Origin of the sequence: Sphingomonas aerolata (assembly GCF_003046295.1) — a bacterium.
In the GTDB taxonomy this organism is placed as follows: Bacteria; Pseudomonadota; Alphaproteobacteria; order Sphingomonadales; family Sphingomonadaceae; genus Sphingomonas; species Sphingomonas aerolata.
The window spans coordinates 220,148-246,381 of record NZ_PZZN01000001.1; the positions used below are offsets into that span (position 1 = coordinate 220,148).

The 26,234-nt window shown below is 65.6% G+C and carries 26 protein-coding genes; 2 read left to right on the top strand and 24 right to left on the bottom strand.

The window, feature by feature from the left end:
- Complete coding sequence (locus C8J24_RS01105) at positions 1–201, top strand: hypothetical protein (protein WP_031395754.1); 201 nt, start codon at positions 1–3, stop codon at positions 199–201.
- Here C8J24_RS01105 and C8J24_RS01110 read toward each other — a convergent pair.
- The 4 genes from C8J24_RS01110 to C8J24_RS01125 all read right to left on the bottom strand — a co-directional run bounded on the left by C8J24_RS01110 (position 157) and on the right by C8J24_RS01125 (position 4,292).
- The gene (locus tag C8J24_RS01110) at positions 157–1,575 is read right to left on the bottom strand and encodes a sensor histidine kinase (protein WP_107929714.1); all 1,419 of its coding nucleotides are present in this window, start codon (positions 1,573–1,575) and stop codon (positions 157–159) included. The two genes, C8J24_RS01105 and C8J24_RS01110, sit on opposite strands and share 45 nt — an antisense overlap.
- Positions 1,572–2,702 (bottom strand): DUF2336 domain-containing protein, encoded by a 1,131-nt coding sequence (locus C8J24_RS01115; RefSeq protein WP_107929716.1) that lies wholly within the window; start codon positions 2,700–2,702, stop codon positions 1,572–1,574. Before C8J24_RS01115 ends, C8J24_RS01110 begins: the two co-directional genes overlap by 4 nt.
- A 34-nt stretch (positions 2,703–2,736) precedes the next feature.
- Positions 2,737–3,918, bottom strand: coding sequence for a glycosyltransferase family protein (locus C8J24_RS01120; RefSeq protein WP_107929718.1), 1,182 nt, complete (start codon positions 3,916–3,918; stop codon positions 2,737–2,739).
- An 80-nt stretch (positions 3,919–3,998) separates the two neighbouring features.
- Positions 3,999–4,292 (bottom strand): Hpt domain-containing protein, encoded by a 294-nt coding sequence (locus C8J24_RS01125; protein ID WP_107929720.1) that lies wholly within the window; start codon positions 4,290–4,292, stop codon positions 3,999–4,001.
- 182 nt (positions 4,293–4,474) lie between these two features.
- On the opposite strand from C8J24_RS01125, the gene C8J24_RS01130 reads away from it, so the two are divergent.
- Positions 4,475–6,670, top strand: coding sequence for a coiled-coil domain-containing protein (locus C8J24_RS01130; protein WP_338110758.1), 2,196 nt, complete (start codon positions 4,475–4,477; stop codon positions 6,668–6,670).
- Between the two features lie 23 nt (positions 6,671–6,693).
- Here C8J24_RS01130 and C8J24_RS01135 read toward each other — a convergent pair whose 3' ends face one another.
- From C8J24_RS01135 to C8J24_RS01230, 20 genes are all read right to left on the bottom strand, one after another.
- Complete coding sequence (locus C8J24_RS01135; protein WP_031393778.1) at positions 6,694–6,975, bottom strand: DUF1467 family protein; 282 nt, start codon at positions 6,973–6,975, stop codon at positions 6,694–6,696.
- Positions 6,976–6,979: 4 nt separating this feature from the next.
- Positions 6,980–8,617 (bottom strand): ribonuclease J, encoded by a 1,638-nt coding sequence (locus C8J24_RS01140; RefSeq protein ID WP_056674805.1) that lies wholly within the window; start codon positions 8,615–8,617, stop codon positions 6,980–6,982.
- A 63-nt stretch (positions 8,618–8,680) separates the two neighbouring features.
- Positions 8,681–9,457: a type III pantothenate kinase gene (locus C8J24_RS01145; RefSeq protein ID WP_107929725.1), complete on the bottom strand. Its 777-nt coding sequence runs from the start codon at positions 9,455–9,457 to the stop codon at positions 8,681–8,683.
- A gap of 72 nt (positions 9,458–9,529) precedes the next feature.
- Positions 9,530–10,297, bottom strand: a complete 768-nt coding sequence (locus C8J24_RS01150; protein ID WP_208620891.1) for a biotin--[acetyl-CoA-carboxylase] ligase — start codon at positions 10,295–10,297, stop codon at positions 9,530–9,532.
- Positions 10,264–11,709, bottom strand: a complete 1,446-nt coding sequence (gene nuoN / locus C8J24_RS01155) for an NADH-quinone oxidoreductase subunit NuoN (RefSeq protein WP_031440946.1) — start codon at positions 11,707–11,709, stop codon at positions 10,264–10,266. The genes C8J24_RS01150 and nuoN overlap by 34 nt, the downstream gene beginning before the upstream one ends.
- Positions 11,709–13,241, bottom strand: a complete 1,533-nt coding sequence (locus C8J24_RS01160; protein WP_031440947.1) for an NADH-quinone oxidoreductase subunit M — start codon at positions 13,239–13,241, stop codon at positions 11,709–11,711. The genes nuoN and C8J24_RS01160 overlap by 1 nt, the downstream gene beginning before the upstream one ends.
- Complete coding sequence (nuoL, locus tag C8J24_RS01165; protein WP_037527526.1) at positions 13,241–15,349, bottom strand: NADH-quinone oxidoreductase subunit L; 2,109 nt, start codon at positions 15,347–15,349, stop codon at positions 13,241–13,243. The genes C8J24_RS01160 and nuoL overlap by 1 nt, the downstream gene beginning before the upstream one ends.
- Before the next feature lie 5 nt (positions 15,350–15,354).
- Positions 15,355–15,663: an NADH-quinone oxidoreductase subunit NuoK gene (gene nuoK / locus C8J24_RS01170; RefSeq protein ID WP_031393835.1), complete on the bottom strand. Its 309-nt coding sequence runs from the start codon at positions 15,661–15,663 to the stop codon at positions 15,355–15,357.
- Positions 15,660–16,271 (bottom strand): NADH-quinone oxidoreductase subunit J, encoded by a 612-nt coding sequence (locus C8J24_RS01175; protein WP_031440949.1) that lies wholly within the window; start codon positions 16,269–16,271, stop codon positions 15,660–15,662. Before C8J24_RS01175 ends, nuoK begins: the two co-directional genes overlap by 4 nt.
- A gap of 119 nt (positions 16,272–16,390) precedes the next feature.
- The gene (gene nuoI, locus C8J24_RS01180; RefSeq protein WP_031393837.1) at positions 16,391–16,876 is read right to left on the bottom strand and encodes an NADH-quinone oxidoreductase subunit NuoI; all 486 of its coding nucleotides are present in this window, start codon (positions 16,874–16,876) and stop codon (positions 16,391–16,393) included.
- The gene (gene nuoH, locus C8J24_RS01185) at positions 16,873–17,922 is read right to left on the bottom strand and encodes an NADH-quinone oxidoreductase subunit NuoH (RefSeq protein ID WP_031393838.1); all 1,050 of its coding nucleotides are present in this window, start codon (positions 17,920–17,922) and stop codon (positions 16,873–16,875) included. The genes nuoI and nuoH overlap by 4 nt, the downstream gene beginning before the upstream one ends.
- Positions 17,919–19,913, bottom strand: a complete 1,995-nt coding sequence (gene nuoG / locus C8J24_RS01190; RefSeq protein WP_031393839.1) for an NADH-quinone oxidoreductase subunit NuoG — start codon at positions 19,911–19,913, stop codon at positions 17,919–17,921. The genes nuoH and nuoG overlap by 4 nt, the downstream gene beginning before the upstream one ends.
- A 1-nt stretch (position 19,914) precedes the next feature.
- On the bottom strand, positions 19,915–20,145 hold the full coding sequence (locus C8J24_RS01195) for a hypothetical protein (RefSeq protein ID WP_107929728.1): 231 nt from the start codon (positions 20,143–20,145) through the stop codon (positions 19,915–19,917).
- Positions 20,142–21,443, bottom strand: a complete 1,302-nt coding sequence (gene nuoF, locus C8J24_RS01200) for an NADH-quinone oxidoreductase subunit NuoF (RefSeq protein ID WP_056050371.1) — start codon at positions 21,441–21,443, stop codon at positions 20,142–20,144. The genes C8J24_RS01195 and nuoF overlap by 4 nt, the downstream gene beginning before the upstream one ends.
- Positions 21,443–22,111: a complex I 24 kDa subunit family protein gene (locus tag C8J24_RS01205; RefSeq protein WP_031393841.1), complete on the bottom strand. Its 669-nt coding sequence runs from the start codon at positions 22,109–22,111 to the stop codon at positions 21,443–21,445. Before C8J24_RS01205 ends, nuoF begins: the two co-directional genes overlap by 1 nt.
- Positions 22,111–23,322 carry an NADH-quinone oxidoreductase subunit D gene (locus tag C8J24_RS01210; protein ID WP_197975229.1) on the bottom strand — a complete coding sequence of 404 codons (1,212 nt, stop codon included), beginning with the start codon at positions 23,320–23,322 and terminating at the stop codon, positions 22,111–22,113. Before C8J24_RS01210 ends, C8J24_RS01205 begins: the two co-directional genes overlap by 1 nt.
- Positions 23,323–23,342: 20 nt before the next feature.
- Entirely contained in the window at positions 23,343–24,191 is an 849-nt protein-coding gene (locus C8J24_RS01215) for an NADH-quinone oxidoreductase subunit C (RefSeq protein WP_107929730.1), read from the bottom strand.
- Positions 24,188–24,757, bottom strand: coding sequence for a NuoB/complex I 20 kDa subunit family protein (locus C8J24_RS01220; protein ID WP_107929733.1), 570 nt, complete (start codon positions 24,755–24,757; stop codon positions 24,188–24,190). The genes C8J24_RS01215 and C8J24_RS01220 overlap by 4 nt, the downstream gene beginning before the upstream one ends.
- A complete protein-coding gene (locus C8J24_RS01225; RefSeq protein ID WP_031393845.1) occupies positions 24,748–25,122 on the bottom strand; it encodes an NADH-quinone oxidoreductase subunit A in 375 nt (124 codons plus the stop codon). The genes C8J24_RS01220 and C8J24_RS01225 overlap by 10 nt, the downstream gene beginning before the upstream one ends.
- Positions 25,123–25,374: 252 nt before the next feature.
- The gene (locus tag C8J24_RS01230) at positions 25,375–26,187 is read right to left on the bottom strand and encodes an inositol monophosphatase family protein (protein ID WP_031393846.1); all 813 of its coding nucleotides are present in this window, start codon (positions 26,185–26,187) and stop codon (positions 25,375–25,377) included.
- Positions 26,188–26,234: the final 47 nt, after the last annotated feature.

Consider the following 26,234-nt stretch of genomic DNA (forward strand, 5'->3'; position numbering starts at 1 on the left):
ATGAAGCTCCGGCCGATCCTGATGGTCATCGGCGTGCTATGCGCGCTGATGGGGTTCCTGTGGATCGGCCAGGGGCTTGGCTATGTCCATTGGCCGCGATCGAGCTTCATGCTCGATCAGCGGCCTTGGGCGGACCGCGGCGCCGCGCTCGCGGTATTAGGCCTGGTACTGATCCTGGCCGCGCGTCGCCTGCGTCGGTAACGACAACACGAACCGAGCCCCCTCGCCGATCGCGCTGTCGATCGTCAGGTCGCCGCCCATCGCCCGTGCCAGCCGCCGCGCGATATAGAGCCCAAGGCCGTTGCCGCCCGGCTCGGACGAGTCGACCCGCTCGAACTTCTCGAAAATCCGCGCATGATCCGCAGGCGCCACGCCCTTGCCGGTATCCGCGACGATGACGGTCACCTGATCGCTACCCGCATGCGCCGTCACCAGCACCGCGCCACCCGACTGCGAATAGCGCACCGCGTTGCCGATCAGATTGACCAGGATCTGCAACACGCGCCGGAAATCGCCGCGCCCGACGACGCGGGCTTCCGCGGCGGGCCGGGTGATCGTCACATTCGCGTTGCCCGCTCGCACCGCCAGCAGCCCGGCCGCACGCCGCGCAATATCGGCCATATCGATCGTCTCGAGAAGCAGCGCGAAGTCGGGCCGCTCGACCGCCTGAAGATCGACCAGATCGTCGACCAGCGCCAACAGATGGCGGCCGGCATTGGCGATATCCGCGGCATAATCGGCATAATCGGGCTGCACCAGGCCATCGGTCTGCGCATGGATACTGTCGGCGTTCGCGACGATGCGCGCCAGCGGTGTCCGCAACGCGCGGTCTAGCCCCGCGGTGAAGGTCGGCGACAGCTGGTCCGCCCCCGCCGGCCGGGGCTTGGCGGGCGGCGATGGTACGTCCGCGGGATCGTCGATCAGTTGCCCGCTGCCGATGAACCCTGCAAACGCCCGCTCCGCGTCACGGCGAACCACGGCGCTCAGCATGATCGCGCGGCCCGACCCCCGCAGCCGCGCGGGCTGTGCGTCGAGCGGCTGGCGGCGCGCGACCGCGTCGAGGATCGGCAGCGCGCCGTCATCGCCGCTGTCGAGCATGACGAGGCTCGTCAGCGGCTTGCCGAGCAACGCGAGCGGGTCGACGCCCATGCGGGGCCCTGCGTCGGGCGATACGAATGTCAGGCGAAGTGCTGCGTCGGTTTCCCAGCGCCAATCGGCACCACTCGACAGGAAATCGACGCCTGCACCGGGGTTCGGTGCCGCTGGACGCCATGGCTGGAGTTCACGCCAGCCGCTCACCGCAAGGCCGACCGTATCGCCCTCGGGCTGCGCACGGACCCACAGATCGAGATCGACGTCGTCATCGGCGATCACCACGCTGCGCGAAACCGCGATTCCCAGCCGGCGCGCCAGGCGGGCGATCATCGCGAGCTGCGGCACCGCGATCGGCGCGCCGATCACCCCCCCGGCGCGGCTGTTGAGCGCAAGCAGGATCGGATCCGCCGACAGCAACACGCCGTCCCCTGCCACTTCCGCCATTGCGACCGCAGTGTCGCCTGTCGTATATCCCGTCATCGTCGGTCTGCCCCGGCCAGCGCCCGCAACGCAGCGCGAAACTCGCGGTGCATCGCCAGCGGTGCGATCGCCGCGCGCGCATCGTCGACCCCGACGCTCGCGATGCTGTCGAGCGCGTCGGCGAAACTTTCGATATCACGGCGTGGATCGGCATCGGCCAGCGCCAGCCCGATCCGCGCGATCGTCTCCCGGTCGAGATCCGCCGCCCGCAGCGCCAGCCACAGTTGCTCTCCGTCGGGATCGAGTACGATCACCCGGACCTGTTCGGCATCGATCCCGATCGCATGCGCCAGCACCGCGACGAACAGGGTCAGACGCCGGTCGCCGAGCGCCTCCACCAGCAGCGCCGGCAATTCGTCGCGACGGGCATCGATCGCCGCGGCGAGGCGGATCGCGACCGCCTCGGGGCGCTCCGCGTCATCATGCGCGGCAAGGCTGCGCAGCGCCGCTTCGGTGATCGCCTGATCGCTCTGGCCGCGGCCCTGCATCGCGACCATCTCGCCAGCGTCCTTCAAGGCATCGTCAAGGCCGTCGCGCACCGCCGCGGCAACCCACCAGACGAGGCGGCGATGCAGGTCGGCGGGCACGTCGCTTCCCGCGATCGCTCCCGATTCATTGGCCGCGCGACGCCGGCTTTCCGCCGCGAGCAGCGCGCCGGCCGCGGTGGCGACGGTCGTATCCGACACACCCGTCAGGCGGATCAACAGGCTCGGCTCCTCGGGACCGGCGATCGCGGCGGGAAGGGCATCGGCGATCAGGTCATGCCGGACGCGTGCGATCAGGTCCTTCATGAGATCGCGATCGCGCAACACCCCCGACCGCGTCAGCCGCAGCAAGGCGCCGCCCTGCGTCAGGATCGCCTCCGCCCGCGTCGTCTCCCCCAGCCCGGCGAGAACGCGGGCGGCATGGCGGCGGATATCCGCCTCGATCGCCCCGATGATCCCGCGCAGGACATGTGCCAGCATCAACCGCGTACGTTCCTCCAGCCGGGCATCGGCGGTCAGAAAAAAGTCGGTGATCGTGGTTTCCAGCCGGTCGTCGGCCCGCTGACGCGCACGCGCGGCGCGCGCGATCGCACTCGCGCGTGACAGCGCGGGATCAGGCAAGGGTTCAGAGCCAACCGACATGCGCCGTGCCTACCCCCTTATTATTAAGGCGGTACTAAGGCTGAAGACGAAGATGCTCGATTGCCGCAGCCAGCGTGACCGTCGCATACACCCCGGCGATCGCAAGGCCCAACAGCGGAAACCCGAGGATCGCGACGATCGTGACGATCAGCAGATAGGCCGGCGCACTGCCCCACCACATGCGACGCGCGCGCTCGACGATCGCGCGTTCGCCAAGCGCTGCGATCGCGAGCAGCGCCGCCGCCATGACCAGCGCGCTGTTGTCCGCCGAATAACCCGCCCATAGGAAGGCAAACAGCAGGACAGCGAGCGCGCTGACGACGCCGATCCCGCGCGTCTGCATCGTCGCGACCGACTCATCGTCGCGCAGCCCGCTCAGCACCGAGCCGATCGCCAGACCGACACAGGCCGTGCTGGCAAGCACCAGTCCGGTCGCCAGCCAGCCGAACAGCATGGCGCCAAGCCCGGCGGCGGCAATACCAAGCGACGTCGCGCCGACGGTCGTGCCAGCAACGCTCTTATCGACCAGGAACGGCAGGCCGAGCCTGGCGATCGGCGCGAGCACGAAACGGTCGAACCAGCCGCTGCGCCCCGACACGATCGTCGCCAGCACGGCACGACCGCGTTCTTCCAGCGTCCGCGCCTCGCGCTCGATGCCGTGCCCGCTGCGAATTGCATCGGTCGGCAACAGGATCTGCACCGCGCGCGCCTGCACCGCGATCCGCAGCAGCGTAGATTGCAGGTCGTAATCATTGGGCAGGCCCGCGACTTCGGCGATCCGTGCGGGCTCCAGCCGGGCGACCCCGGCCCATGCCATCTGGCCGCCGACGCGTTCGAACCCGGGTCCCGCATCGTCCTCAGGCACGACGAGCAGCGCATCGCCGCCCTCGTTCGCCATCGCCGCGACGATGCTCTCCGTCGTGACCAGCCCGTCGCCGAGCATCAAGACGCGCGCCAGCGGATGGAGCTTCTCCATCGCCTCGGCCGCAGTCCGGACGGTATCGACCGCGACACCGCGGCGGTTGATGCGGTTGATCGCGCCCAGCAACTCGGGCGTCAGCCGCGCGACGACGACGATGACCTGACGCACGCCGGCTGCGATCAGCAACCGCGCCTGATACTCGATCAGCGTGACGCCGCTGAACGGCAAAGTGGCAGCCAGGCGATCGGGACGATCGTCGGCATCGTGAATAGCAAAGAGAAGCCCGGCAAGCATCTGCGGCTGTTAGGCGTCGAAACGACGGATGCAAAGCCCGCGCGTCAGAAGCGCGCGCAGATCACCGCCCTGCATCCGGGTCAAAGCTGCTTTACCGCGTCGCCCAGCCGGCGCAGCATGTCGTCGTCGCCGGGCGAGGTGTCGGCCGCCGCGCGCGCCAGCGTCATCAGCGGCATCGCGCCAAAGCTCGCCGCCAGCCCCTTCAGCCGCCATGCCGCGGCGCGCCACGCCTCGGCGTCGGATGCGTCCACCATAGCGTCCAGCGCGTCAGCCGCGCTGTGGGTGAAGGCGAGGTGCAGGTCGGCGATCAGCAGCGGATCGTCCCCGACCGCGGCTGCCAGGGCGGCGTCGATTGCTCCGGGATCATAGGCCATGAGATGGGGCGTACACGCGACCGACTTAACGGGAGGTTGCGCTATTCGCTTTGTCAAAGCCGATTTCATGGTAAAACCCGGGCATGAACGGGGGTTCTTCCATCATCGGCCTGCGCGCGGACCCTGCCCGGGATCCGGACCTTGGCGACGTCCCACCACCGCCTTTGAAGGAACGCGCACCCGTGTTTATCGACGACTATATCCTGCCGGCGGACGACGACGGCGCCGATCGCGGGCGGATCTTCGCGGGTGCGGCGATCGCCGCGGTCCTGCTCTGGCTCGCCGTCATGCTCTGGCTCGTCCGCGGCGAGATCGGTGCGATCGGGCCGGTCGCGCTGGTCCAGCTCCTCGCAGCGTTGTGCGTCGTGCCGGCGCTGATCGGCATCATCTGGTTGCTCGCGATGCGGACGAGCCGGGCGGAGGCGGCGCGGTTCGGTGTCACGGCGCGCGCGATGCAGGCGGAATCCGCCCGGCTCGAGCAGGCGGTCGCCGCGACCGCCCAGACGATCGACCGCAATCGCCGTCATCTGGCGGACCAGGTCGACACGCTGATGACGATGGGCGAGACCGCGCACCAGTTTCTCGGCGCGATCGGCGAAGGCTTCGCGACCGAGATCGAACGCGCCGACGCGCACACGCGCAGCCTCGTTGCCGCGGCCGACGCGACGCAGACGTCGCTCGGTGTCCTGCTCGCCTCGCTGCCGCGCGCGCATGCCGAGACCGAAGCGATGGCAGACCAGCTCGAGCGCGCCGGTCTTTCCGCCAGCGAGCATGCCGGTGCCCTCGATGCGCAGATCGGCGCGCTGGCGGCCCGTGGGCGGGAGGCCGATGCGGTGGCAAGCGGCGCGGCGCAGCGTCTGGCCGCGCATATCATCCGGATGGAGGCGACCAGTGAAACCGCCGGCGCCCGGCTCGAGGCGGTTACCGAGACGATGTCCGCGGAGGTTGACGCACTGCTCGGGCGTACAGCGGATGCGGTCGACGACGCACGCAAGGGCATTGCCGCGCAGGGTGACGCGGTGCTGGCGATGGTCCGCGCCAATCAGGTGGCGCTCGACGGCGCGACGCGCGCGAGCGCCGAGGCGATTGCCGACCGGATCGCCGGCGTCGATTCGGCGATCGCCCAGGTGGCGCGCCGCCTAGAGGATCAGCGTACAGCCGGGGAGGATATCCTCGGCTCGCTCGGTTCAGGCCTCGACCAGGTCGAGACGCGGATCGACACGCTCCACCATCATGGTGTCGAACGAACCCAGTTGCTCGCTGCGTCGATCAGCGCACTGGGCGGCTCGGCGGACGCGATGACCGAGGCGCTGCGCTCGGGCGAGGCGATGGCGGGGCGGACGATCGGCACGACCGAATCGCTGCTGATCGCTCTCGACGCCGCGGCGCGCGAGATCGACGAAACGCTGCCCGACGCACTGTCCCGGCTCGACCGGCGTGTCGCCGACAGCAAGGCGATCGTGGTGGCGGCAAAGCCCGAACTGCTTGCGCTCGTCACTGCGGCTGAAAGCACGCACAACGCGATCGAGGCGATTGCCGGGGTGATCGCCGAACAGCGTAGCGTGCTCGATCGCTTGTCGAACACCCTGCTCGACACGCTGGCCTCGGGACGCGCCAAGGCGGACGCACTCGGCCAGATGGTCGACGAGACGATCGACCGCACCAACAGTTTCTCCGAAGAGGCCGCACCCCGTCTCGTCGAGGCATTGCTGCGCGTCCGCGAGACCGCGACCGCGGCGGCGGATACCGCGCGCCACACGCTCGCTCAGGTCATTCCCGACGCCGCGCAGGCGCTTGAGCTCGCCAGCAGTGCTGCGCTGCGCCGCGCGACCGGCGACACCGTCGATCGACAAATCCAGGCGATCGGCGACGCGACCGACGCCGCGGTCGACGCGACGACGCGCGCGACCGAGCGGCTGGCGGCACAGGTCGAGGCGATTGCGCAACAGACCGCGGTCGTCGAAACCCGGCTCGAAGAGGCGCGCAACGACCGCGAGACCGCCGATCGCGACACGTTCGCGCGGCGGGTATCGCTGCTCATCGAATCGCTGAATTCGGCCTCGATCGACATCGCCAAGGCGTTCGCCCCCGAAGTCGCCGACAGCGCCTGGGCCGCCTATCTCAAGGGCGATCGCGGCGTCTTCACCCGCCGTGCGGTGCGGATCCTCGATGCGAACGATGCCCGGTCGATCGCGAACCTGTATGACGACGATGCGGGCTTCCGCGAGATGGTGAACCGCTACATCCACGACTTCGAATCGATGTTGCGCGCGATCCTGGCACAGCGCGACGGCTCACCGCTCGGCGTCACCCTGCTCTCGTCGGATATGGGCAAGCTCTACGTGGCGCTCGCACAGGCGATCGAACGCCTCCGCTAATAGGGGCGCCCGCCCCGGTCGCGCTAGCGGCGGACCATGTCGCGTGTGTCGAACAGGTCGAACATCTGCGGCGTGATCCAGCCGTAAGCGTAATTCAGCTGGAACAGCACGAACAGCGTCGTCGCGACGATCGTCACGCGCCAGGCCACGCGGCCGGCGTGGAAATCATGCGGCGCGCTTTCGGACTGGCCGGGGACGGTTTCGCCCCCGACCTCACGCGTCGTCCGCACACCGAATGGCAGGACCAGGAACACCGAGAACGCCCAGAACAGAACGTAGATCGCGAGTGCCGAGGTCCAGCGCATCGGCTCAGCCTTCGATCAGCAGAACGTCGACGATCGGCTTCTTGCCGGTCCAGCGCGTCGAGACCTTGCGGACCGCAAGCCGGACCTGCTCGCGCATCTTGTCGATATCGCGCTTGCCGCCCCGCACGGTGTCGGCAACCGCCTGGACCGCATCCGCGACGAACGCGGCACGATCTTCCTCGACAGGCACGCCCTGAACGCGGACCTGCGGCTGGCCAAGCATCCGCCCGTCCTTGCCGATCGCCACCGCGACCGAAATCTGGCCGTTGATCGCCAGCTTGCGACGCTCGTTCAGCGTGGTGCCGTCCGCCGGCAGGATCACGTCACCATCGAGGACCAGACGTCCGACCGTCGCATTGCCGATCTTGACCGGCCCCTTGGGCGCCAGCCGGACGATGTCGCCGTTGCTCTGCACCAGCGCACGGGGAATCCCCTGCTCCAGCCCGAAGCGCGCATGCTCCATCATGTGGCGCATCTCGCCATGCGTCGGGATCAGCGTGTCGGGACGCAGCCACTCGTACATCTGCGCCAGTTCCGGCTGGCCGGGATGGCCCGAGACGTGGACGTGCGCCTGGCGCTCGGTCACCATCCGGATGCCCTTGGCGGCCAGCGTGTTCTGGATGCGGCCGATCTGGACTTCGTTGCCGGGGATCTGCTTCGACGAGAAGATCACGGTGTCATCGGCCTCGAGCGTGATCGTGTGGCTGCCATTTGCAACCCGCGCGAGCGCAGCGCGCTCCTCACCCTGCCCGCCGGTCGCGACGATCAGAACCTTGTTCTTGGGCAGACGCATCGCGGTGTCGGGATCGATCGTCTCCGGGAAGTCCTTCAGATACCCCGTCGCACGCGCGACCTTGATGATCCGGTCGAGCGACCGTCCGGTGACGCACAACTTGCGCCCGGTTTCCTTCGCCACTTCGCCGAACGTGTGGAGGCGTGCGGCGTTCGACGCGAAGCTCGTAATCATCACCCGGCCCTTGGCCTTGCTGACCTCCTCGAACAGCCCCTTGCGAACGGTGCTCTCGCTGCCCGATGCGGTGGTGTTGAAGATGTTGGTCGAGTCGCAGACCAGCACGTCGACGCCCTTGTCGCCGATCGCCATGAAGCCTTCGGGCTTGGTCGGATTGCCGATCACCGGGTTCTTGTCGAGCTTCCAGTCGCCGGTGTGGAATACGCGACCATAGGGCGTGTCGATCAGCAGCGCGTTCGCCTCGGGGATCGAATGCGACATCTCGACGAAGGTGAAGCCGAACGGCCCGAGCTGGAAGTTGCCGCCCATCGGGATCATCTTGAGCTTCACGCGGTTGGCGATCCCCTCTTCCTCGAGCTTGCCGCGGACCAGGCCCATCGTGAACGGCGTCGCATAGATCGGCACGCCAAGGTCTTCAGCGAGATAGGGCAGCGATCCGATATGGTCCTCATGGCCATGCGTGATCACGATGCCGAGCAGATCGTCGATCCGTTCCTCGATGAACGACAGATCGGGCAAGATGACGTCGACGCCGGGATATTGCGGATCGGCAAAGGTGATGCCGAGATCGACCATCACCCATTTGCCCTGGCAGCCATACAGGTTGACGTTCATGCCGATTTCGCCGGAGCCGCCAAGGCCACAGAAAAGGAGTTCGTTCTTCGGAGTCATTGATTACTTTCAGGATTACAGGGGAATGTGGCCCGCAGGCCGGTTGGCGCGAGCCCAATGGCCCTAGATATGGTGACGGTCCCACATCATCGCCAGCCCCTGGATCGTCAGGTCGGCCTCGATGACGTCGAACACGTCGGTCTGTTTTTCGAAGAGGGTAGCAAGTCCGCCGGTCGCGATGACCTTGACCGGGCGTCCGACCTCGGCCTTCATTCGCGCCACCAGCCCCTCGATCATCGCGACATAGCCCCAATAGATGCCGATGTGCATCTGCGAGACCGTGTTCAGCCCGATCACGCTGGTATCGCCGGGTGCCTCGATCGCGATCCGCGGCAATTTGGCCGCGGCAGTGACCAGCGCGTCGAGCGACAGGTTGATCCCCGGCGCGATGATGCCGCCCTTGTACGCGCCGCGATAGTCGACGAGGTCGAACGTCGTCGCCGTGCCGAAATCGATGACGATCAGGTCGCCGTCGTGCAGCGCGTGCGCGGCGATCGTGTTGACCGCACGGTCAGCGCCAAGCGAAGCGGGCTCGTCGACATCGATCGCGATCCCCCATTCGACCGGCGCGCGGCCGGCGATCAGCGCCTCGGTCGCAAAGTATTTCGACGAGAGCACCTGCAGATTGTGCAGCGCGCGCGGCACCACCGTCGCGATGATCACGCCCTCGACCGCGCCCCGGTCATGCCCGCCGAGCTGCATCAGCTGGCTCAGCCACACCGCATACTCGTCCGCGGTACGACGCGGATCGGTCGCGATCCGCCACCGCGCGACGATGACGCCCTTCTCGACGAGCGCGAACACGACATTGGTATTGCCGGCATCGATGGCGAGCAGCATGCGGGGACCTTCAACCTTTCCGTGCGGATAGTGCATAGTCGAGACCCGCGGCGATGGCGATGACGCGCCGCATCACAGCAGGAATATGTCGGCGGCGTGGATGACACGACGCTCGCCCGACGCTGTGCGCAGGATCAACGCGCCATCGAGATCGAGCCCCTCGAACAGCCCGTCGACCGCCTCCCCGTCCGCGAGCCGCGCGGTCAGCGCGGTGCCCGCCGGATGCGCGCAATCGACCCAGCGCGCGCGGACCGGCGCCAGCCCCTCGGTCCGCCAACGCGCAACCCAGCGCGCAAAGCCGTCTGCAAGGATGTCGAGGAACGACGACGGCTCAACGACGACGCCGTGCACCGCGAGATCGGTCGTCTTGCGATCGGCCAGCTCGGGATGGTGTGCAATGTTGACGCCAAAACCAACGACGACCGAGTCGTCCGCGCGCTCGAGCAGGATACCGGAAAGCTTGGCATCGGCGAGCAGCAGGTCGTTCGGCCATTTGAGTAGCAGTGTCGCGCTCGAGTCCGTCGTCGCCTGCCGGATACCGTCGATGAGAAGGGTCGACACGGCCTCATACAACGCGACCGCCGCGACCAGCGCGACGCTGGCGGCGGGCGGATCGCTCGGACGCAGCCGCACCAGCGTGCTCGCATAGAGATTACCGTCGGGCGATGACCATTCCCGCCCCTGTCGGCCGCGTCCTGCAGTCTGCCGAACCGCCCTCAGCCAGAGGCCGTCATCGGCGCCGGTGCGGGCCAGCGCCAGCAGGTCGGCATTGGTCGATCCTGTCTCCGCAACGGTACGGATGATGCTCAGAACAACGCCCGCGCTGCCGCCATCGTCCATGCGCCGAGCACGGGGATGAGCAGATAGCCGGCCGGCGAGACAAACACCGCCGCGAGCGCGATCAACCCGCCCTCGACCTTGTTCTCCATCGGCGCAAAGGCGGGTGCGGGATCGTCGAAGTACATCGTCTTCACGACGCGCAGGTAATAATAGGCGCCGATCACTGATGCCGCGATGCCGACCACGGCCAGCGGGAAGAGCCCAGCATCGACGGCCGCACTGAACACCGCGAACTTCGCATAGAAGCCGAACAGCGGCGGGATGCCGGCAAGGCTGAACATGAAGATCGCGAGAGCTGCAGCAAGCCCCGGTCGCGTCCGCGACATGCCCGCGAGGCTCGCGATCGTCTCGACCGGCTGCCCGTCATCGCCGCGCATCTGCAGCACGACCAGGAACGACCCCAAGGTCATCGCGACGTAGATGGTCAGATACATCAGCACGCCCGACACACCTTCCGGCGTCCCTGCAGCGAGACCGATCAGCGCGAAGCCGACATTGTTGATCGACGAATAGGCCAGCAGGCGCTTGACGTTGGTCTGGCCGATGGCGGCGACCGCGCCGAGGATGATCGAGGCGAGCGCCGCGAAGATCACGATCTGACGCCACTGGTCCGTCGCCGGCCCCATCGCCTCGATCGCGACGCGCACCGCCATCGCCATTGCCGCAACCTTGGGAGCCGAGGCGAAGAACGCGGTAACCGGGGTCGGTGCGCCCTCATAAACGTCGGGCGTCCACATGTGGAACGGCACTGCGCTGATCTTGAATGCAAGCCCTGCGAAGACGAACACCAGACCGAACAGCAAGCCAAGCGACTTGGTCCCGGCATAGGCGTCGGCGATGCCCGAGAACAATGTCGTGCCGCTGAAACCGTAGACCAGCGAGATACCGTACAACAGGATGCCGCTGGCGAGCGCGCCGAGCACGAAATACTTCAGACCCGCCTCGGCCGAACGCCCGTCGCGCCGCATGAAGCTGGCGAGGACATACGCCGCAAGGCTCTGCAGCTCGAGACCGACATAGAGCGTCAGCATGTCGCTGGCCGAAACCATGATGCCCATGCCGCAAGCCGACAACAGGATCAGCACCGGATATTCGGGGCGAAGATCCTCACCCTGCGACCGTGCGAAGAAGCTCGGCGCCATCATGATCGCGACTGCGGACGCAATGTAGATCAGCACCTTGGCAAAGGCACCGAATGCATCGGCACGGTACAGACCGTCGAACGCATAACCGCCCGATGATGCCGGACCGACCAGCGCGATCCCGGCGCCGACCAGGACGAACACGGAGGCGATCGACACGGCGCGCGTCGACGTGTCCCCGCCCCAGGCCGAGACGAGCATCAGCGCGATCGCCCCCAGCGCCAGCACCAGCTCGGGCAGCGTCATTGCGATGTTAGCGGCGTATTCCATCAGTGTGCCTCCCCGTGCGCGGCTTCATGCACGGTGGCGGGCTTCCCCGCAGTTGGGTTCGAATCGCTGGCCGGCTTGGCGCGGTCGACGCGCGCGAGCAGGACGCTGACATCCTTGCGCATCGGCGCGAGGAAGCTCTCGGGATAGACGCCCATCCACAGCACAACGGCTGCGATCGGCGCGAGCAACCAGAATTCGCGCGCCGACAGGTCGACCATGCCGCGAACCTCGTCCGACTTGATCTCGCCAAAGACCACGCGACGGTACAGATACAGCATGTACGCCGCGCCGAGGATGATGCTCGTCGTGCAGAGCAGCGCCGTCCAGGTCGAGACCTGATAGGTGCCCATCAGCGACAGGAACTCGGCGACGAAGCCGCTGGTGCCCGGCAGGCCGATCGACGCCATGGTGAAGAACAAGAAGAAGATCGCATAGCGCGGCATGTTGATCGCCAGGCCGCCATAGCGCGAGATCTCGCGGGTATGGAGCTGGTCGTAGATCACGCCGACGCAGAGGAACAATGCGCCCGATACCAGCCCGTGGCTCAGCATCATGATCATCGCGCCTTCGATGCCCTGGCGGTTGAACGCGAACAGGCCGATCGTGACGATCGCCATATGCGCGACCGACGAATAGGCGATCAGCTTCTTCATGTCCGACTGCACGAGCGCGACGAGCGACGTGTAGATCACCGCGACCGCCGACAGGCCGAAGATCAGCCAAGTCAGCTGACCCGACGCTTCAGGGAACATCGGCAACAGGAAGCGCAGGAAGCCATATCCGCCGAGCTTGAGCAGCACGCCCGCCAGGATCACCGACCCTGCGGTCGGCGCCTGCACGTGCGCGTCGGGCAACCAGGTGTGGACCGGCCACATCGGCATCTTGACCGCAAACGACGCGAAGAACGCCAGCCACAGCCACGTCTGCACATGCGCCGGGAAGTCGTAGTTCAGCAGCGCCGGGATGCTCGTCGTACCCGCGGTCTTCGCCATGTACAGCATCGCGATGAACATCAGGACCGAGCCGAGCAGCGTGTACAGGAAGAACTTGTACGACGCGTAGATCCTGTTCGCCCCGCCCCAGATGCCGATGATCAGGTACATCGGGATCAGGCCGGCTTCGAAGAAGACGTAGAACAGGAACAGGTCCTGTGCCGCGAACGTGCCGATCATCAGCACTTCGGTGAACAGGAACGCCGCCATATATTCCGGCACGCGGGTCGTGATCGAGCGCCAGCTGGCGCCGATGCAGATCGGCATCAGGAACACGCTGAGCATGATCAGCATCAGCGCGAAGCCATCGATACCGAGCGACCAGCCAAACGGCCCGAAGATGCCGGGGGCGTGCTCGACGAATTGCCACTGCGCGCCGCCGATGTCGAAGTTCATCCACAGCATGATGCCGAGCACGAAGTCGATCAGCGTCGCCGCCAGCGCGAGCATCCGGGCCGTGTTCGCCGAGACGAACAGGCATGCGATGGCCGCGATCATCGGGACCGCGATCAGGACGGAAAGGATAGGAAAGCCGGTCATCAATAGAGTCCGATCGCCCAGGTTACGGCGGCTGTCAGGCCGATCAGCATGACGAAGGCATAGGTGTAGAGATATCCCGTCTGGAAGCGGCCGGCGACGCGCGCGCCGACCTGGACCAGCCAGGCCGACCCGTCGGGGCCGAACCGGTTGATCGTTTTCTCGTCACCGCGGTGCCACAGGAAACGGCCAATCGCGAAGGCGGGGCGGACGAAGATCAGGTCGTACAGCTCGTCGAAATACCACTTATGCAGCAGGAAGTCGTAGAGCACGCCGAACTGTTCGATCACCTTGCCCGGGAAGGACGGGTTCTTGATATAGGCATACCAGGCGGTCAGCAGGCCGAGCAGCATCGCGATCGTCGCCGACAGCTTGATGATGAGCGGCACGCCGTGCATCTCGTGCATCAGATGTTCGCGGAACGCGAGTGCGCCCTTCCAGAACTCTTCGCCTGCACTCGGCTCGATGAAGTAACCGTGGAACACGAAGCCTGCGAGCACCGCACCGATCGACAGGACGATCAGCGGGATCAGCATCGGCAGCGGGCTCTCATGCGGGTGATACCCGCCATCGCCTTCCGCCGGCGCATGCACGGCATCGTGATGATCATGCGGCGCGTGGCCTGCGTCCTCGGCCTTTGCCGGGTTCGCGTGGTGATCGTCGACATGATGCGCGTCATGCGCATGGTCGTCGTGACCATGGGCGTCGTGGAGCGCATGCTGGATATGCTCCGAAGCGGCCCAGCGCGGCTTGCCCCAGAAGGTGAGGAACATCACGCGCCACGAATAGAAGCTGGTGAGCAATGCGACGAGCACACCGACGAACCACACGCCCGGCTGACCGGCCGCCCAGCTCGCCTCGATGATCGCATCCTTCGAATGGAAGCCTGCGAACCCGAATGCGGTGTTGCCGAAGATGCCGGGAATGCCGACGCCGGTGATCGCGAGCGTACCCGCCATCATGCCCCAGAACGTCACCGGGATCTTCTTACGCAGGCCGCCATAATAGCGCATGTCCTGCTCGTGGTGCATCGCATGGATCACCGAGCCGGCACCCAGGAACAACAGCGCCTTGAAGAAGGCATGCGTGAACAGGTGGAACATCGCCGCGCCATAGGCGCCGACGCCCGCGGCGAAGAACATGTAGCCGAGCTGCGAACAGGTCGAATAGGCGATGACGCGCTTGATGTCGGTCTGGACGAGGCCGCAAGTGGCGGCGAACAGGCAGGTCGCGGCTCCGACCGAGGTGACCACGGTCAGCGCGACCGGGCTCATCTCGAACATCGGCGACAGGCGGCACACCATGAACACGCCTGCGGTGACCATCGTCGCCGCGTGGATCAGCGCCGACACCGGGGTCGGGCCTTCCATCGCGTCCGGCAGCCAGGTGTGCAGGCCGAGCTGTGCCGACTTGCCCATCGCGCCGACGAACAGCAGCAGGCAGAGCACCGTCATCGTATCGAAGCGGTAGCCGAGGAAGCCGATCGTCGATCCGGCCATGCCGGGTGCGGCGGCCAGGATCTCGGGGATCGAGACCGTGCCGAACACCAGGAACGTGCCGAAGATGCCGAGCATGAAGCCAAGATCGCCGACGCGGTTGACGACGAACGCCTTGATCGCGGCAGCGCTGGCCGACGGCTTGCGGAACCAGAAGCCGATCAGGAGGTAGGACGCGAGGCCCACCCCTTCCCAGCCGAAGAACATCTGGACGAGATTGTTCGCGGTCACGAGCATCAGCATCGCAAAGGTGAACAGCGACAGATACGCAAAGAAGCGCGGCTGGTCGGGATCCTCATCCATATAGCCCCAGCTATACAGATGGACGAGCGCCGACACCGACGTGACGACGACGAGCATCACCGCGGTCAGCGCATCGACGCGCAGCGACCACGCGACGTTCATGTCGCCCGACTGGATGAAGTTGAGCAACGGCTCGACGGTCGCGCTGCTGGTGCCCGCCATGAAACCGAGGAAGATCGGCCAGGACAACAGGCACGACGCGAACAACGCCGCCGTGGTGACGATTTTCGCCGGCACGTTGCCGATCGCGCGATTGCCGAACCCGGCAACGATCGCGGCCAGTAACGGCAGGAAGACGATAAGCTGGATCAACCGTATTACCCCTTCATCCGGTTGACGTCGTCGACCGCAATGGTGCCGCGACCGCGGAAATAGATGACCAGAATGGCCAGGCCGATCGCGGCCTCACCCGCCGCGACCGTCAGCACGAACATCGCGAACACCTGTCCGACGAGATCGTTGAGGAAGGCCGAGAAGGCGACGAGATTGATGTTCACCGCGAGCAGGATCAGCTCGATCGCCATCAGGATGACGATGAGGTTCTTGCGGTTCAGGAAGATGCCGAGCACCCCCATGGTGAACAGGATCGCCGCGACGACGAGGTAGTGGACGAGACCGATCGTCACAGTTCGACTCCCTGCCCGACGACCGGGCGCGTGTTGCGCGTTGCGTCCTGCGGACGGCGTGCGTTCTGGCGGCTGATGTTCTGCGCCTTCACGCCGCCACGCTGGCGATGCGTCAGCACGATCGCGCCGATCATCGCGACAAGCAGGACGAGCCCGGCCGCCTCGAACACGAACAGATAGCGCGTGTAGAGCAGGTTGCCGATCGCCTGGATGTTGGGCACCCGCGCATCGATCGGCGCCGCGCGCCGTGCGAGTTGGATCGGCCCCGTGCTCCATGCGCCGATCGCGATCATCACCTCGGCTGCAAGTGCGACCGCGAGCGCCAGCCCGATACCGAAATACCGTGCCACGCCGGCGCGCATTTCGGCAAAGTCGATGTCGAGCATCATGACGACGAACAGGAACAGCACCGCGACCGCGCCGACATAGACGATGACGAGCAGCATCGCGATGAACTCGGCCCCGACGAGGATCATCAGACCCGCCGCGTTGAAGAAGGCGAGGATCAGCCACATCACCGAATGGACCGGATTGCGCGACGCGATCGTCATGGCGCCCGACAGGACGACGACGAAGGCGAAGAGATAAAAGGCTAAGGCCTGGATCATGAGGTCCTCGTCACCCCAGCGAACGCTGGGGTCTCACGCCGCGCGGGCGCGCTCGGAAACGGGGAGATCCCAGCCTGCGCTGGGATGACGGAGTTAATCTGTGTCATCGCGGCGCTCGCTTAACGGTACGGCGCATCGGCGGCAAGGTTCGCCGCGATCGCGCTTTCCCAGCGATCGCCGTTATCGAGCAGCTTCGACTTGTCGTAGATCAGCTCTTCGCGCGTCTCGGTCGAGAATTCGTAATTCGGACCCTCGACGATCGCATCGACCGGGCACGCCTCGGCGCACAGGCCGCAATAGATGCACTTGGTCATGTCGATGTCGTAGCGCGTCGTGCGGCGCGAGCCGTCGTCGCGCGGCTCGGCCTCGATCGTGATCGCCTGGGCCGGGCACACGGCCTCGCACAGCTTGCACGCGATGCACCGCTCTTCGCCATTGGGATAACGACGCAGCGCATGCTCACCGCGGAACCGCGGGGACACAGGGTTGCGCTCGTACGGATAGTTGATCGTCGCCTTTTCCTTGAAGAAATAGCGAAGCGTCAACGCGTGCGCCTTCACGAATTCCCACAGGGTGAACGACTTGATGATCTGAGCAACGCTCATGAACCCACTCCAACGCGCGTCAGCATCAACACGCCCGACACGAGGAAAACCCAGAACAGCGAGACGGGCAGGAAAATCTTCCAGCCGAGCCGCATCAGCTGATCATAGCGATAGCGCGGCACGGTCGCCTTCACCCAGCTGAACAGGAAGAAGAAGAACAGGATCTTGGCGAACAGCCAGATGATCCCCGGCACGTAATAGAGCGGCGCCCAGTCGACCGGCGGCAGCCACCCACCCCAGAAGAGCGTAGCATTGAGCGCGCACATCAGGATGACGTTGGCGTACTCACCCAGCCAGAACAGCGCGAACGCCATCGACGAATATTCGGTCTGGTAACCGGCGACGAGCTCGCTCTCCGCCTCGGTCAGATCGAACGGTGCACGCTGCGTTTCCGCGAGGCTCGAGATGAAGAACATCACCGCCATCGGGAACAGCAGCGGATTGACGATATAGCCGTTGATGTGCAGCCCGAACATGTTCTGCTGCGCGGTCACGATGCCCGACAGGTTGAACGTGCCCGACCACAACACGACCGAGATCAGGATGAACCCGATCGCGACTTCGTAGCTGACCATCTGCGCTGCCGCACGCAGCGCCGAGTAGAACGGATATTTCGAGTTCGACGCCCAGCCCGCGAGGATGATCCCGTACACGCCGAGCGACGACGCCGCGAGCACGTAGAGCAAGCCGACATTGATGTCCGCGAGCACGACGCCGGGCTGGAACGGGATCACCGCCCAGACGATCAGCGCGACCGTGAAGGTGATGATCGGCGCCAGCAGGAACAGCGCGCGATTGGCGGCTGCCGGGACGATCGTCTCCTGCAGGAACACCTTCAGGCCGTCGGCAAAGCTCTGCAGCAGGCCGAACGGACCCACCACGTTTGGACCACGCCGAAGCGCCATCGCCGCCCAGATCTTGCGATCGGCATAGATGATCATCGCGACCGCCAGCATCACCGGCAGCGCGATTGCGAGAATGTCGATGATCGTCGCGAGGAAGAACGCCCAGTCGTAACCGAGCGAGGATTCGAACCAGGAGATCATTCGGCTGCCTCCGCAAAGTCTTCCCCGTGGAGAAGTTCAGCCGAGCAACGCTGCATCGTCGGCGATGCGCGGCAGATCGCGTTGGTCAGGTAGAAGTCCTTGATCGGATAGCCGGCCAGAACCCCCTCGCCCGCACCGCCGAGCGACGGCGGGTTCCACTCGAACGTCGCGAGCGCCTGGTGACGCAGCGCGGGAACGGCAGCGAACATTTCTTCGCGCAGCCCCTCGAAGCTGTCGAACGGCAGCGTGTGGCCAAGCGTGTCGGACAGCGCGCGGAAGATCGACCAGTCGTCGCGCGCATCGCCAGGGGCGAACACCGCACGCTCGCCGCGCTGGACGCGGCCCTCGAGGTTGACCCAGGTTCCCGACTTCTCGGCATAGGTCACGCCCGGCAGGATGACGTCGGCAGCCGCCGCACCCTTGTCGCCGTGATGACCAACGAACACCTTGAAGCCCGCGAACTGGCTGAAATCGACCTCGTCCGCGCCGAGGAAGAAGCCGAGCTTCGCCCCCATCACATCGGCGATGCCGCCCGTCTGCGCATAGCCGAGCATCAGCCCGCCCATCCGCGACGCGGCCATATGGACGACGTTAAAGCCGTTCCAGCCGTCCTTGACGAGGCCCAGCGTGTCGACGAGCTTCAGCGCGGCGCCGTGGCCACCCTTCAGCGCCGCGCCACCGACGATCACCATCGGACGCTCAGCCTTGCCGAACGCCTCGGTCACTGCGTCGGGCAGATTGCCGAGCAGCGCCAGATCGTCGCCGAGCCACTCGACCTTGTAGGTCAGCTCGGTCTCAGGCCCGATCGCGAAGACCTTCGCGCCCTTCTTGATCGCCTTGCGGACCCGCGTGTTCACCAGCGGCGCTTCCCAGCGCAGGTTGGTGCCCACCAGCAGGATCGCGTCGGCACGCTCGGTACCGGCGATCGTCGTGTTGAAATTGACCGCGGCGATGTTCGACGCGTCATAGGCCATGCCGGTCTGGCGGCCTTCGAGCATCGTCGAGCCCATCTTCGCGAGCAGCGCCTTGGCGGCATACATCGTCTCGCAGTCGACCAGGTCGCCTGCGACCGCGGCCACGCTCGACCCGGCGTCAACCGCCTTGATCGCCGCGAAGGCCTCGTCCCAGGTCGCGGGCTGGAGCTTGCCGTTCACGCGGACATAGGGCTTGTCGAGACGACGACGGACGAGACCGTCGATCGCGTGGCGCGTCTTGTCGGTCGCCCACTCCTCGTTCACGTCCTCGTTGATCCGCGGCACGCAACGCAGCACCTGACGACCACGGCTGTCGAGCCGGATGTTGGTGCCGACCGCATCCATGACGTCGATCGTCAGCGTCTTGCGCAGTTCCCAAGGACGCGCTTCGAACGCGTAGGGCTTCGAGGTCAGCGCACCTACCGGGCACAGATCGACGACGTTGCCCGACAGCTCGCTCTTCACCGCGTTTTCGAGATACGAGGTGATCTGCATGTCCTCGCCGCGGAAGATCGCACCGATCTCCTCAACGCCGGAGACTTCCTCGGCAAAGCGGATGCAGCGCGTGCACTGGATGCAGCGGGTCATGACCGTCTTCACGATCGGACCCATATACTTTTCGGTGACCGCGCGCTTGTTCTCGTCATAGCGCGAATGGCCGCGGCCATAGGCGACCGACTGGTCCTGCAGATCGCACTCGCCACCCTGATCGCAGATCGGGCAATCGAGCGGATGGTTGATCAGCAGGAATTCCATGATGCCCTCGCGGGCATTCTTAACCATCGGCGAGTTGGTGAAGATCTCCTGCTTGTCCGCGGCCGGCAGCGCGCACGACGCCTGCGGCTTGGGCGGACCCGGCTTCACCTCGACCAGACACATCCGGCAATTGCCGGCGATGCTCAAACGCTCATGGTAACAGAAACGCGGGATCTCCTTGCCGGCAAGCTCGCACGCCTGCAGCACGGTGGCACCCTGCGGCACCTCGATCTCTACGCCATCGACTTTGACTAAGGGCATATCAGTGTTCCGTGTCCATCAGACCGAGACGCTTTTCGATGCGGTCGACCCGCATCTTCAAGTCGGCAACGTCCGATTGAATGCCATAAATTGTGCCGACCAGGCCGCGCACATGATCCTCGAGCGATAGCAGCCGGATACCCTGCGATGTCTGCTCGCGCTTGATAGCCGAGACATCGCTTTGGATCGTCTTCAGGATTTCCAGCATGATATCAGCCCGCTCGTCGGTCATTCCGCCGCTTCCATCATCGGTGCGGTGTCACCACCACGTTCGCGGATACGGCGTTCCATCTCTGGGCGGAAATGCTTGATCAGGCCCTGGATCGGCCAGGCTGCGGCGTCACCGAGCGCGCAGATCGAGTGACCCTCGACCTGCTTGGTGACCTGCTGGAGCATGTCGATCTCGGACAGCTCGGCGTCGCCGGTGCGCATCCGCTCCATCACGCGCCACATCCAGCCGGTGCCTTCGCGGCACGGCGTGCACTGGCCGCAGCTCTCATGCTTGTAGAAGTAGGAGATGCGGCTGATCGCACGGACGATGTCGGTCGACTTGTCCATGACGATGATCGCCGCGGTGCCGAGGCCCGAGCCGACCGCCTTCAGGCCATCGAAGTCCATCGCGCAGTCCATGATCTGCGCGGCGGGCACCAATGGCACCGAGGAGCCGCCCGGGATCACCGCGAGCAGATTGTCCCAGCCGCCACGAATACCGCCGCAATGCGTCTCGATCAGGTCGCGGAACGAGATGCTCATCTCTTCCTCGACGACGCACGGCTTGTTCACATGGCCGCTGATCTGGAACAGCTTGGTGCCGCGGTTATTTTCGGCGCCGAAGCTCGAGAACCAGGCCGCGCCGCGCCGCAGGATCGTCGGCGCGACCGCGATCGATTCGACGTTGTTGACCGTCGTCGGGCAGCCATAGAGCCCCGCACCCGCCGGGAATGGCGGCTTGAGGCGCGGCTGGCCCTTCTTGCCCTCGAGGCTTTCGAGCATCGCGGTCTCTTCGCCGCAGATATAGGCGCCGGCACCGCGGTGGACGAACACGTCGAAGTCGTAGCCCGACCCGCACGCATTCTTGCCGATGAAGCCGCGATCATAGGCCTCGGCGACCGCCGCGAACAGCGTCTCCGCCTCGCGGATATATTCGCCGCGGATGTAGATGTACGCCGCACGCGCACGCATCGCGAACCCGGCGATCAGCGCACCCTCGATCAGCTTGTGCGGATCGTGACGGATGATCTCGCGATCCTTGCAGCTGCCCGGCTCGGATTCATCGGCGTTGATGACGAGGAAGTTCGGCCGGTCGGGCTTCGGCTCCTTGGGCATGAACGACCATTTGGTGCCGGTCGGGAACCCTGCCCCGCCGCGGCCACGCAAGCCGCTCGCCTTCATCACGTCGATGATCGCGTCCTGGCCGAGCGCCATCAGGTCCTTGGTATTGTCCCAATCGCCGCGCATGATCGCCGCGTCGATGTTCCACGGCTGGAAGCCGTAGACGTTGGTGAAGATGCGGTCCTTGTCGGCGAGCATCAGGCCCACTCCCCCCGGTAATCGTGGTTCGCGTCGACCATCGCCTTGAGCGAGGTCGGGCCGCCTTCGGGGCAACTCGCGCGGCGGCCGAATTGCGGCCCCGGCGTCGGCGTGCCGCCACTGGCAAGCGCCTCGAGGATTTCGGTCGTCTTGTCGTAGTCGAGATCTTCGAAGTTATCGTCGTTGATCTGAACCATCGGCGCGTTCGCGCAGGTGCCCAGGCACTCGACCTCGGTCAGCGTGAACATGCCGTCCGGCGTCGTACCGCCCTTGACGAGGCCCCGGTTCTTGCACGCGGCCAGCACGTCGTCCGACCCGCGCAGCATGCACGGCGTCGTGCCGCAGACCTGCACGTGATAGCGACCGACCGGCGCGAGGTTGAACATCGTGTAGAAGGTCACGACCTCATAGACGCGCATGTACGGCACGCCGATCTGACGCGCGACGAACTCGATCACCGGCACCGGCAACCAGCCCTGGGTCTGCGTTTCCGCACCGACCTGGCGCTGGGCAAGATCGAGGAACGGGATCGACGCCGACTGCTCGCGGCCCTTCGGGTAGCGCCCGAGGATCTCGTTCGCCTTCACCTGGTTTTCGTCCGTCCAGGCGAACGAGCCCCAGCGTGCGCGGGTCTCTGCCTCGTCGGGAATTTTCGGAGCTTCAGCCATCAGCGGTCACATTCACCAAAAACGATATCCATCGCGCCGAGGATCGCGGTCGTATCTGCCAGCATGTGACCCTTCGCCATGAAGTCGAAGGCCTGGAGATGCGAAAACGCGGTCGGGCGGATCTTGCAGCGGTACGGCTTGTTGCTGCCGTCGGCGACCAGATACACGCCGAACTCGCCCTTGGGGCTCTCGGTCGCGACATAGACGTCGCCGGCAGGCACATGGAAGCCCTCGGTATAGAGCTTGAAGTGATGGATCAGCGCTTCCATCGACTGCTTCATCTCAGCGCGCTTGGGCGGCACGACCTTGCGGTCGAGCGACGCGATCGGCCCCTCGGGCATGTCGCGCAGGCACTGCTTCATGATCCGTGCCGACTGACGCACTTCCTCGACGCGCACCATGAACCGGTCATAGCAGTCGCCACGCGTGCCGACCGGCACGTCGAAGTCCATCTTGGCATAGACGTCATAGGGCTGCGACTTGCGCAGATCCCAGGCGATGCCCGAGCCGCGGATCATCGGGCCCGAAAAGCCCCATTTGATCGCATCGTCACGGCTGACGATCGCGATGTCGACGTTGCGCTGCTTGAAGATGCGGTTGTCGGCGACGAGCGAAATCGCATCCTCGAACAGCCGCGGCAGGCGCGTGTCGAGCCAGTCGCCGATATCGGCGAGCAGCTTGAGCGGTGCATCCTGATGCACGCCACCCGGACGGAAATAGTTGGAATGCATGCGCGCGCCGCTGACGCGCTCGAAGAAGTTCATGCAGTCTTCGCGGATCTCGAACAGCCACAGGTTCGGCGTCATCGCGCCGACGTCCATGACGTGGCTGCCGAGGTTGAGCATGTGGTTCGAGATGCGCGTCAGCTCGGCGAAGAACACGCGCAGATACTGCGCCCGCTCAGGCACTTCGAGGTCGAGCAGCTTCTCGACCGCGAGCACCCAGCTATGCTCCATGCACAGCGGCGAGCAGTAATCGAGACGATCGAAATAGGGCAGCGCCTGCGTGTAGGTCTTGTACTCGATCAGCTTCTCGGTGCCGCGGTGAAGCAGCCCGACATGCGGATCGACACGCTCGACGATCTCGCCGTCGAGCTCCATGACCAGGCGGAGCACGCCGTGCGCCGCCGGATGCTGCGGACCGAAGTTGATCGTGTAGTTCTGGATCGTGACGTCGCCGGTCGTGGGATCGGCCGCATCGCCCTCGCCCAGAAGCTCCTCTACATAGAGACTCACTGGTTCTGTCCTCCGCCCTTAGTCGGGATCACGTCCGACTCCACGGGCTTGTCCTGCTTCTGGTTGCCCGGATCGGGCTCGCCCGCACCGCTCTGCGTGGTGTTCTGGACGTCCTTCTTCGCATAGGGCTCGCTCGGCGCGTCGGGCGCCTTTGTCGCGCTCTGCGCCGCATCCGCCTTGACGATCGTATCGGCCGACAGCGGCGTCTGCGCACCCTTGGCCTGTGGCAGCGCGCCCTTCTCGTCACCCGGAAGGACGTATTCGGCACCCTCCCACGGACTCATGAAGTCGAACGTGCGGAAATCCTGCGCGAGCTGCACCGGCTCGTACACGACGCGCTTGGCCTCTTCCGAATAGCGCAGCTCGACATAGCCCGTCAGCGGGAAGTCCTTGCGCTGCGGATGGCCGCGAAAGCCGTAATCGGTCAGGATGCGGCGCAGGTCCGGGTTGCCGCTGAACAGCACGCCGTACATGTCGTACACTTCGCGCTCGAGCCAGCCGGCGACCGGCCAGATGTCGGTCACAGACGGCACCGGCTTGTCCTCGTCGGTCGCGACATGGACGCGCAGGCGGTGGTTCCGCGTCAGCGACAGCATGCAATAGACGACCTCGAACCGCTCGGCACGATCGGGATAGTCGACGCCGGCGATTTCCATGAGCTGCTGATAGGCAAGCCCCGGCGTATCACGTAGCGCGATCATCGCGTCGTACAGATCTTCACGACGGACGTGCAGAGCGACCTCGCCGACCTTGTCGACCGCGTCGAGCAGCATGCCGCCGAGCACGGCGCGAGCCGCGTCGATCACGCCGTCATTGGCGGCATAGGCTGGTGCGGGCGCCCTCACCGTTCGATGCTCCCAGACCGCCGGATCTTCCGCTGCAACTGCATGATGCCGTACAGCAGCGCTTCCGCGGTCGGCGGGCAACCCGGGACGTAGATGTCGACGGGGACGATCCGGTCACAACCGCGCACGACGCTGTAGCTATAATGATAATAGCCGCCGCCGTTCGCGCACGATCCCATCGAGATCACGTATTTCGGCTCCGACATCTGGTCGTAGACCTTGCGGAGTGCGGGCGCCATCTTGTTGCACAGCGTTCCGGCGACGATCATCACGTCGGACTGACGCGGCGACGCGCGCGGTGCGGCACCGAAGCGCTCCAGATCGTAGCGTGGCATGTTCACGTGGATCATCTCGACCGCGCAGCAGGCGAGCCCGAACGTCATCCACCACAGCGACCCGGTACGAGCCCACTGGAACAGCTCCTCGGTCGAGGTGACCAGGAAACCCTTGTCGGTCAGTTCACCGTTCAGGCCGTCGAAAAAGCCCTGGTCGGGCGGCAGGATCGCGCCACCGTCGGCGGGTGCCAGCAGACCGGAACCGGGCTGCGATGTGAGCTCTACTCCCAATCGAGTGCTCCCTTCTTCCATGCATAGGCGAGGCCGAGGGCCAGTTCGCCGATAAAGATCATCATCGAGATCCACGCGGTCCAGCCGAGCGTGAAGACCGAGACGGCCCAGGGAAACAGAAACGCCGCCTCGAGATCGAAGATGATGAAGAGGATGGCGATCAGGTAGAAGCGCACGTCAAACTGGCTGCGCGGATCCTCGAATGCGGGGAAGCCGCACTCATATTCGCTCAGCTTCTCGGGCGTAGGCTTGTGCGACCCGGTGAGCCTGGAGACAGCCATCGGCAGGAACACGAACGTGCTCGACAATGCGATGGCGACCCCGAGGAACAGGAGGATCGGAAGATAGTGCGACAGGTCGACCAAATGGCTTCTCGCAGATGCGAACAGATGGGGAGCCTTTAGGCCGATGGGCCCCGTGGGGCAAGGCTGGCGGCCCGTGAGAATCACTCGCAAGAGCTGTATGCGCGTCGCGGGAAACCTGCGTTACCTGCATGGTTCTGCAAGCAACGGCAGCCGCCGGGCGCCGGTCGTAGCCCCCAGGAAGACCGTCACCCCAGCAAAAAACTGGGGTGACGGACATTTGGCAGGCCGGCCCGGCCTACCGACCCAAATGCATCAGCGCAGCGCGCCGGCCACCAGCTTATGCAGGCGCGAATGCAGCGCATCATTCGCCGCGAGGAACTCGTTGCGCTCCATCGCGCGGTCGCCACCGCGGAAGTCGGTCACGTAGCCGCCCGCTTCCTTGACCAGCAACATCCCCGCCGCGACGTCCCACGGCTTCAGGTTCGATTCCCAGAAGCCGTCGAACCGCCCGGCTGCCAGCCAGGCAAGATCGAGCGCCGCCGCGCCGAGACGGCGGATCCCCGCCACCTCGGGTGCGACCGCACCGAAGATGCGGCTCCACTGCGCGAAATCGCCATGACCGAGGAACGGGATACCCGTCGCGATCAGCGAATCGGCTAGATCGCGCCGCGACGACACGCGCAGGCGCTGGTCGGTCAGCCACGCGCCGCGGCCTCGCTCAGCCCAGAAGCTCTCATCGGTGAGCGGCTGATACACGAGCGCAGTCGTGACCTCGCGCTTGCCGTTCGGCATCGGCTCCTCGACCGCGATCGAGATGCAGAAATGCGGGATGCCGTGGAGGAAGTTCGACGTGCCATCGAGCGGGTCGACGATGAAGCGCGGCTTGTTGGGATCGCCTGCGACCTCGCCGCGCTCCTCCATCAACATGCCCCAGTCGGGGCGTGCGTGGCTCAGCTCTTCGAAGATCGTCTGCTCGGCGCGCTGGTCGGCCTGGCTGACAAAGTCGGCGGGACCCTTGCGGCTGACCTGCAGCTGCTGGACCTCGTTGAAATCGCGGCGCAGGCGCGGCGCGGCCTTGCGGGCGGCGCGCTCGATGACGGTCATGATGCCGGAATGGCTGGGCATTGTCTTCTATCTCCCCCCTCCCGCATGCGGGAGGGGCCGGGGGTGGG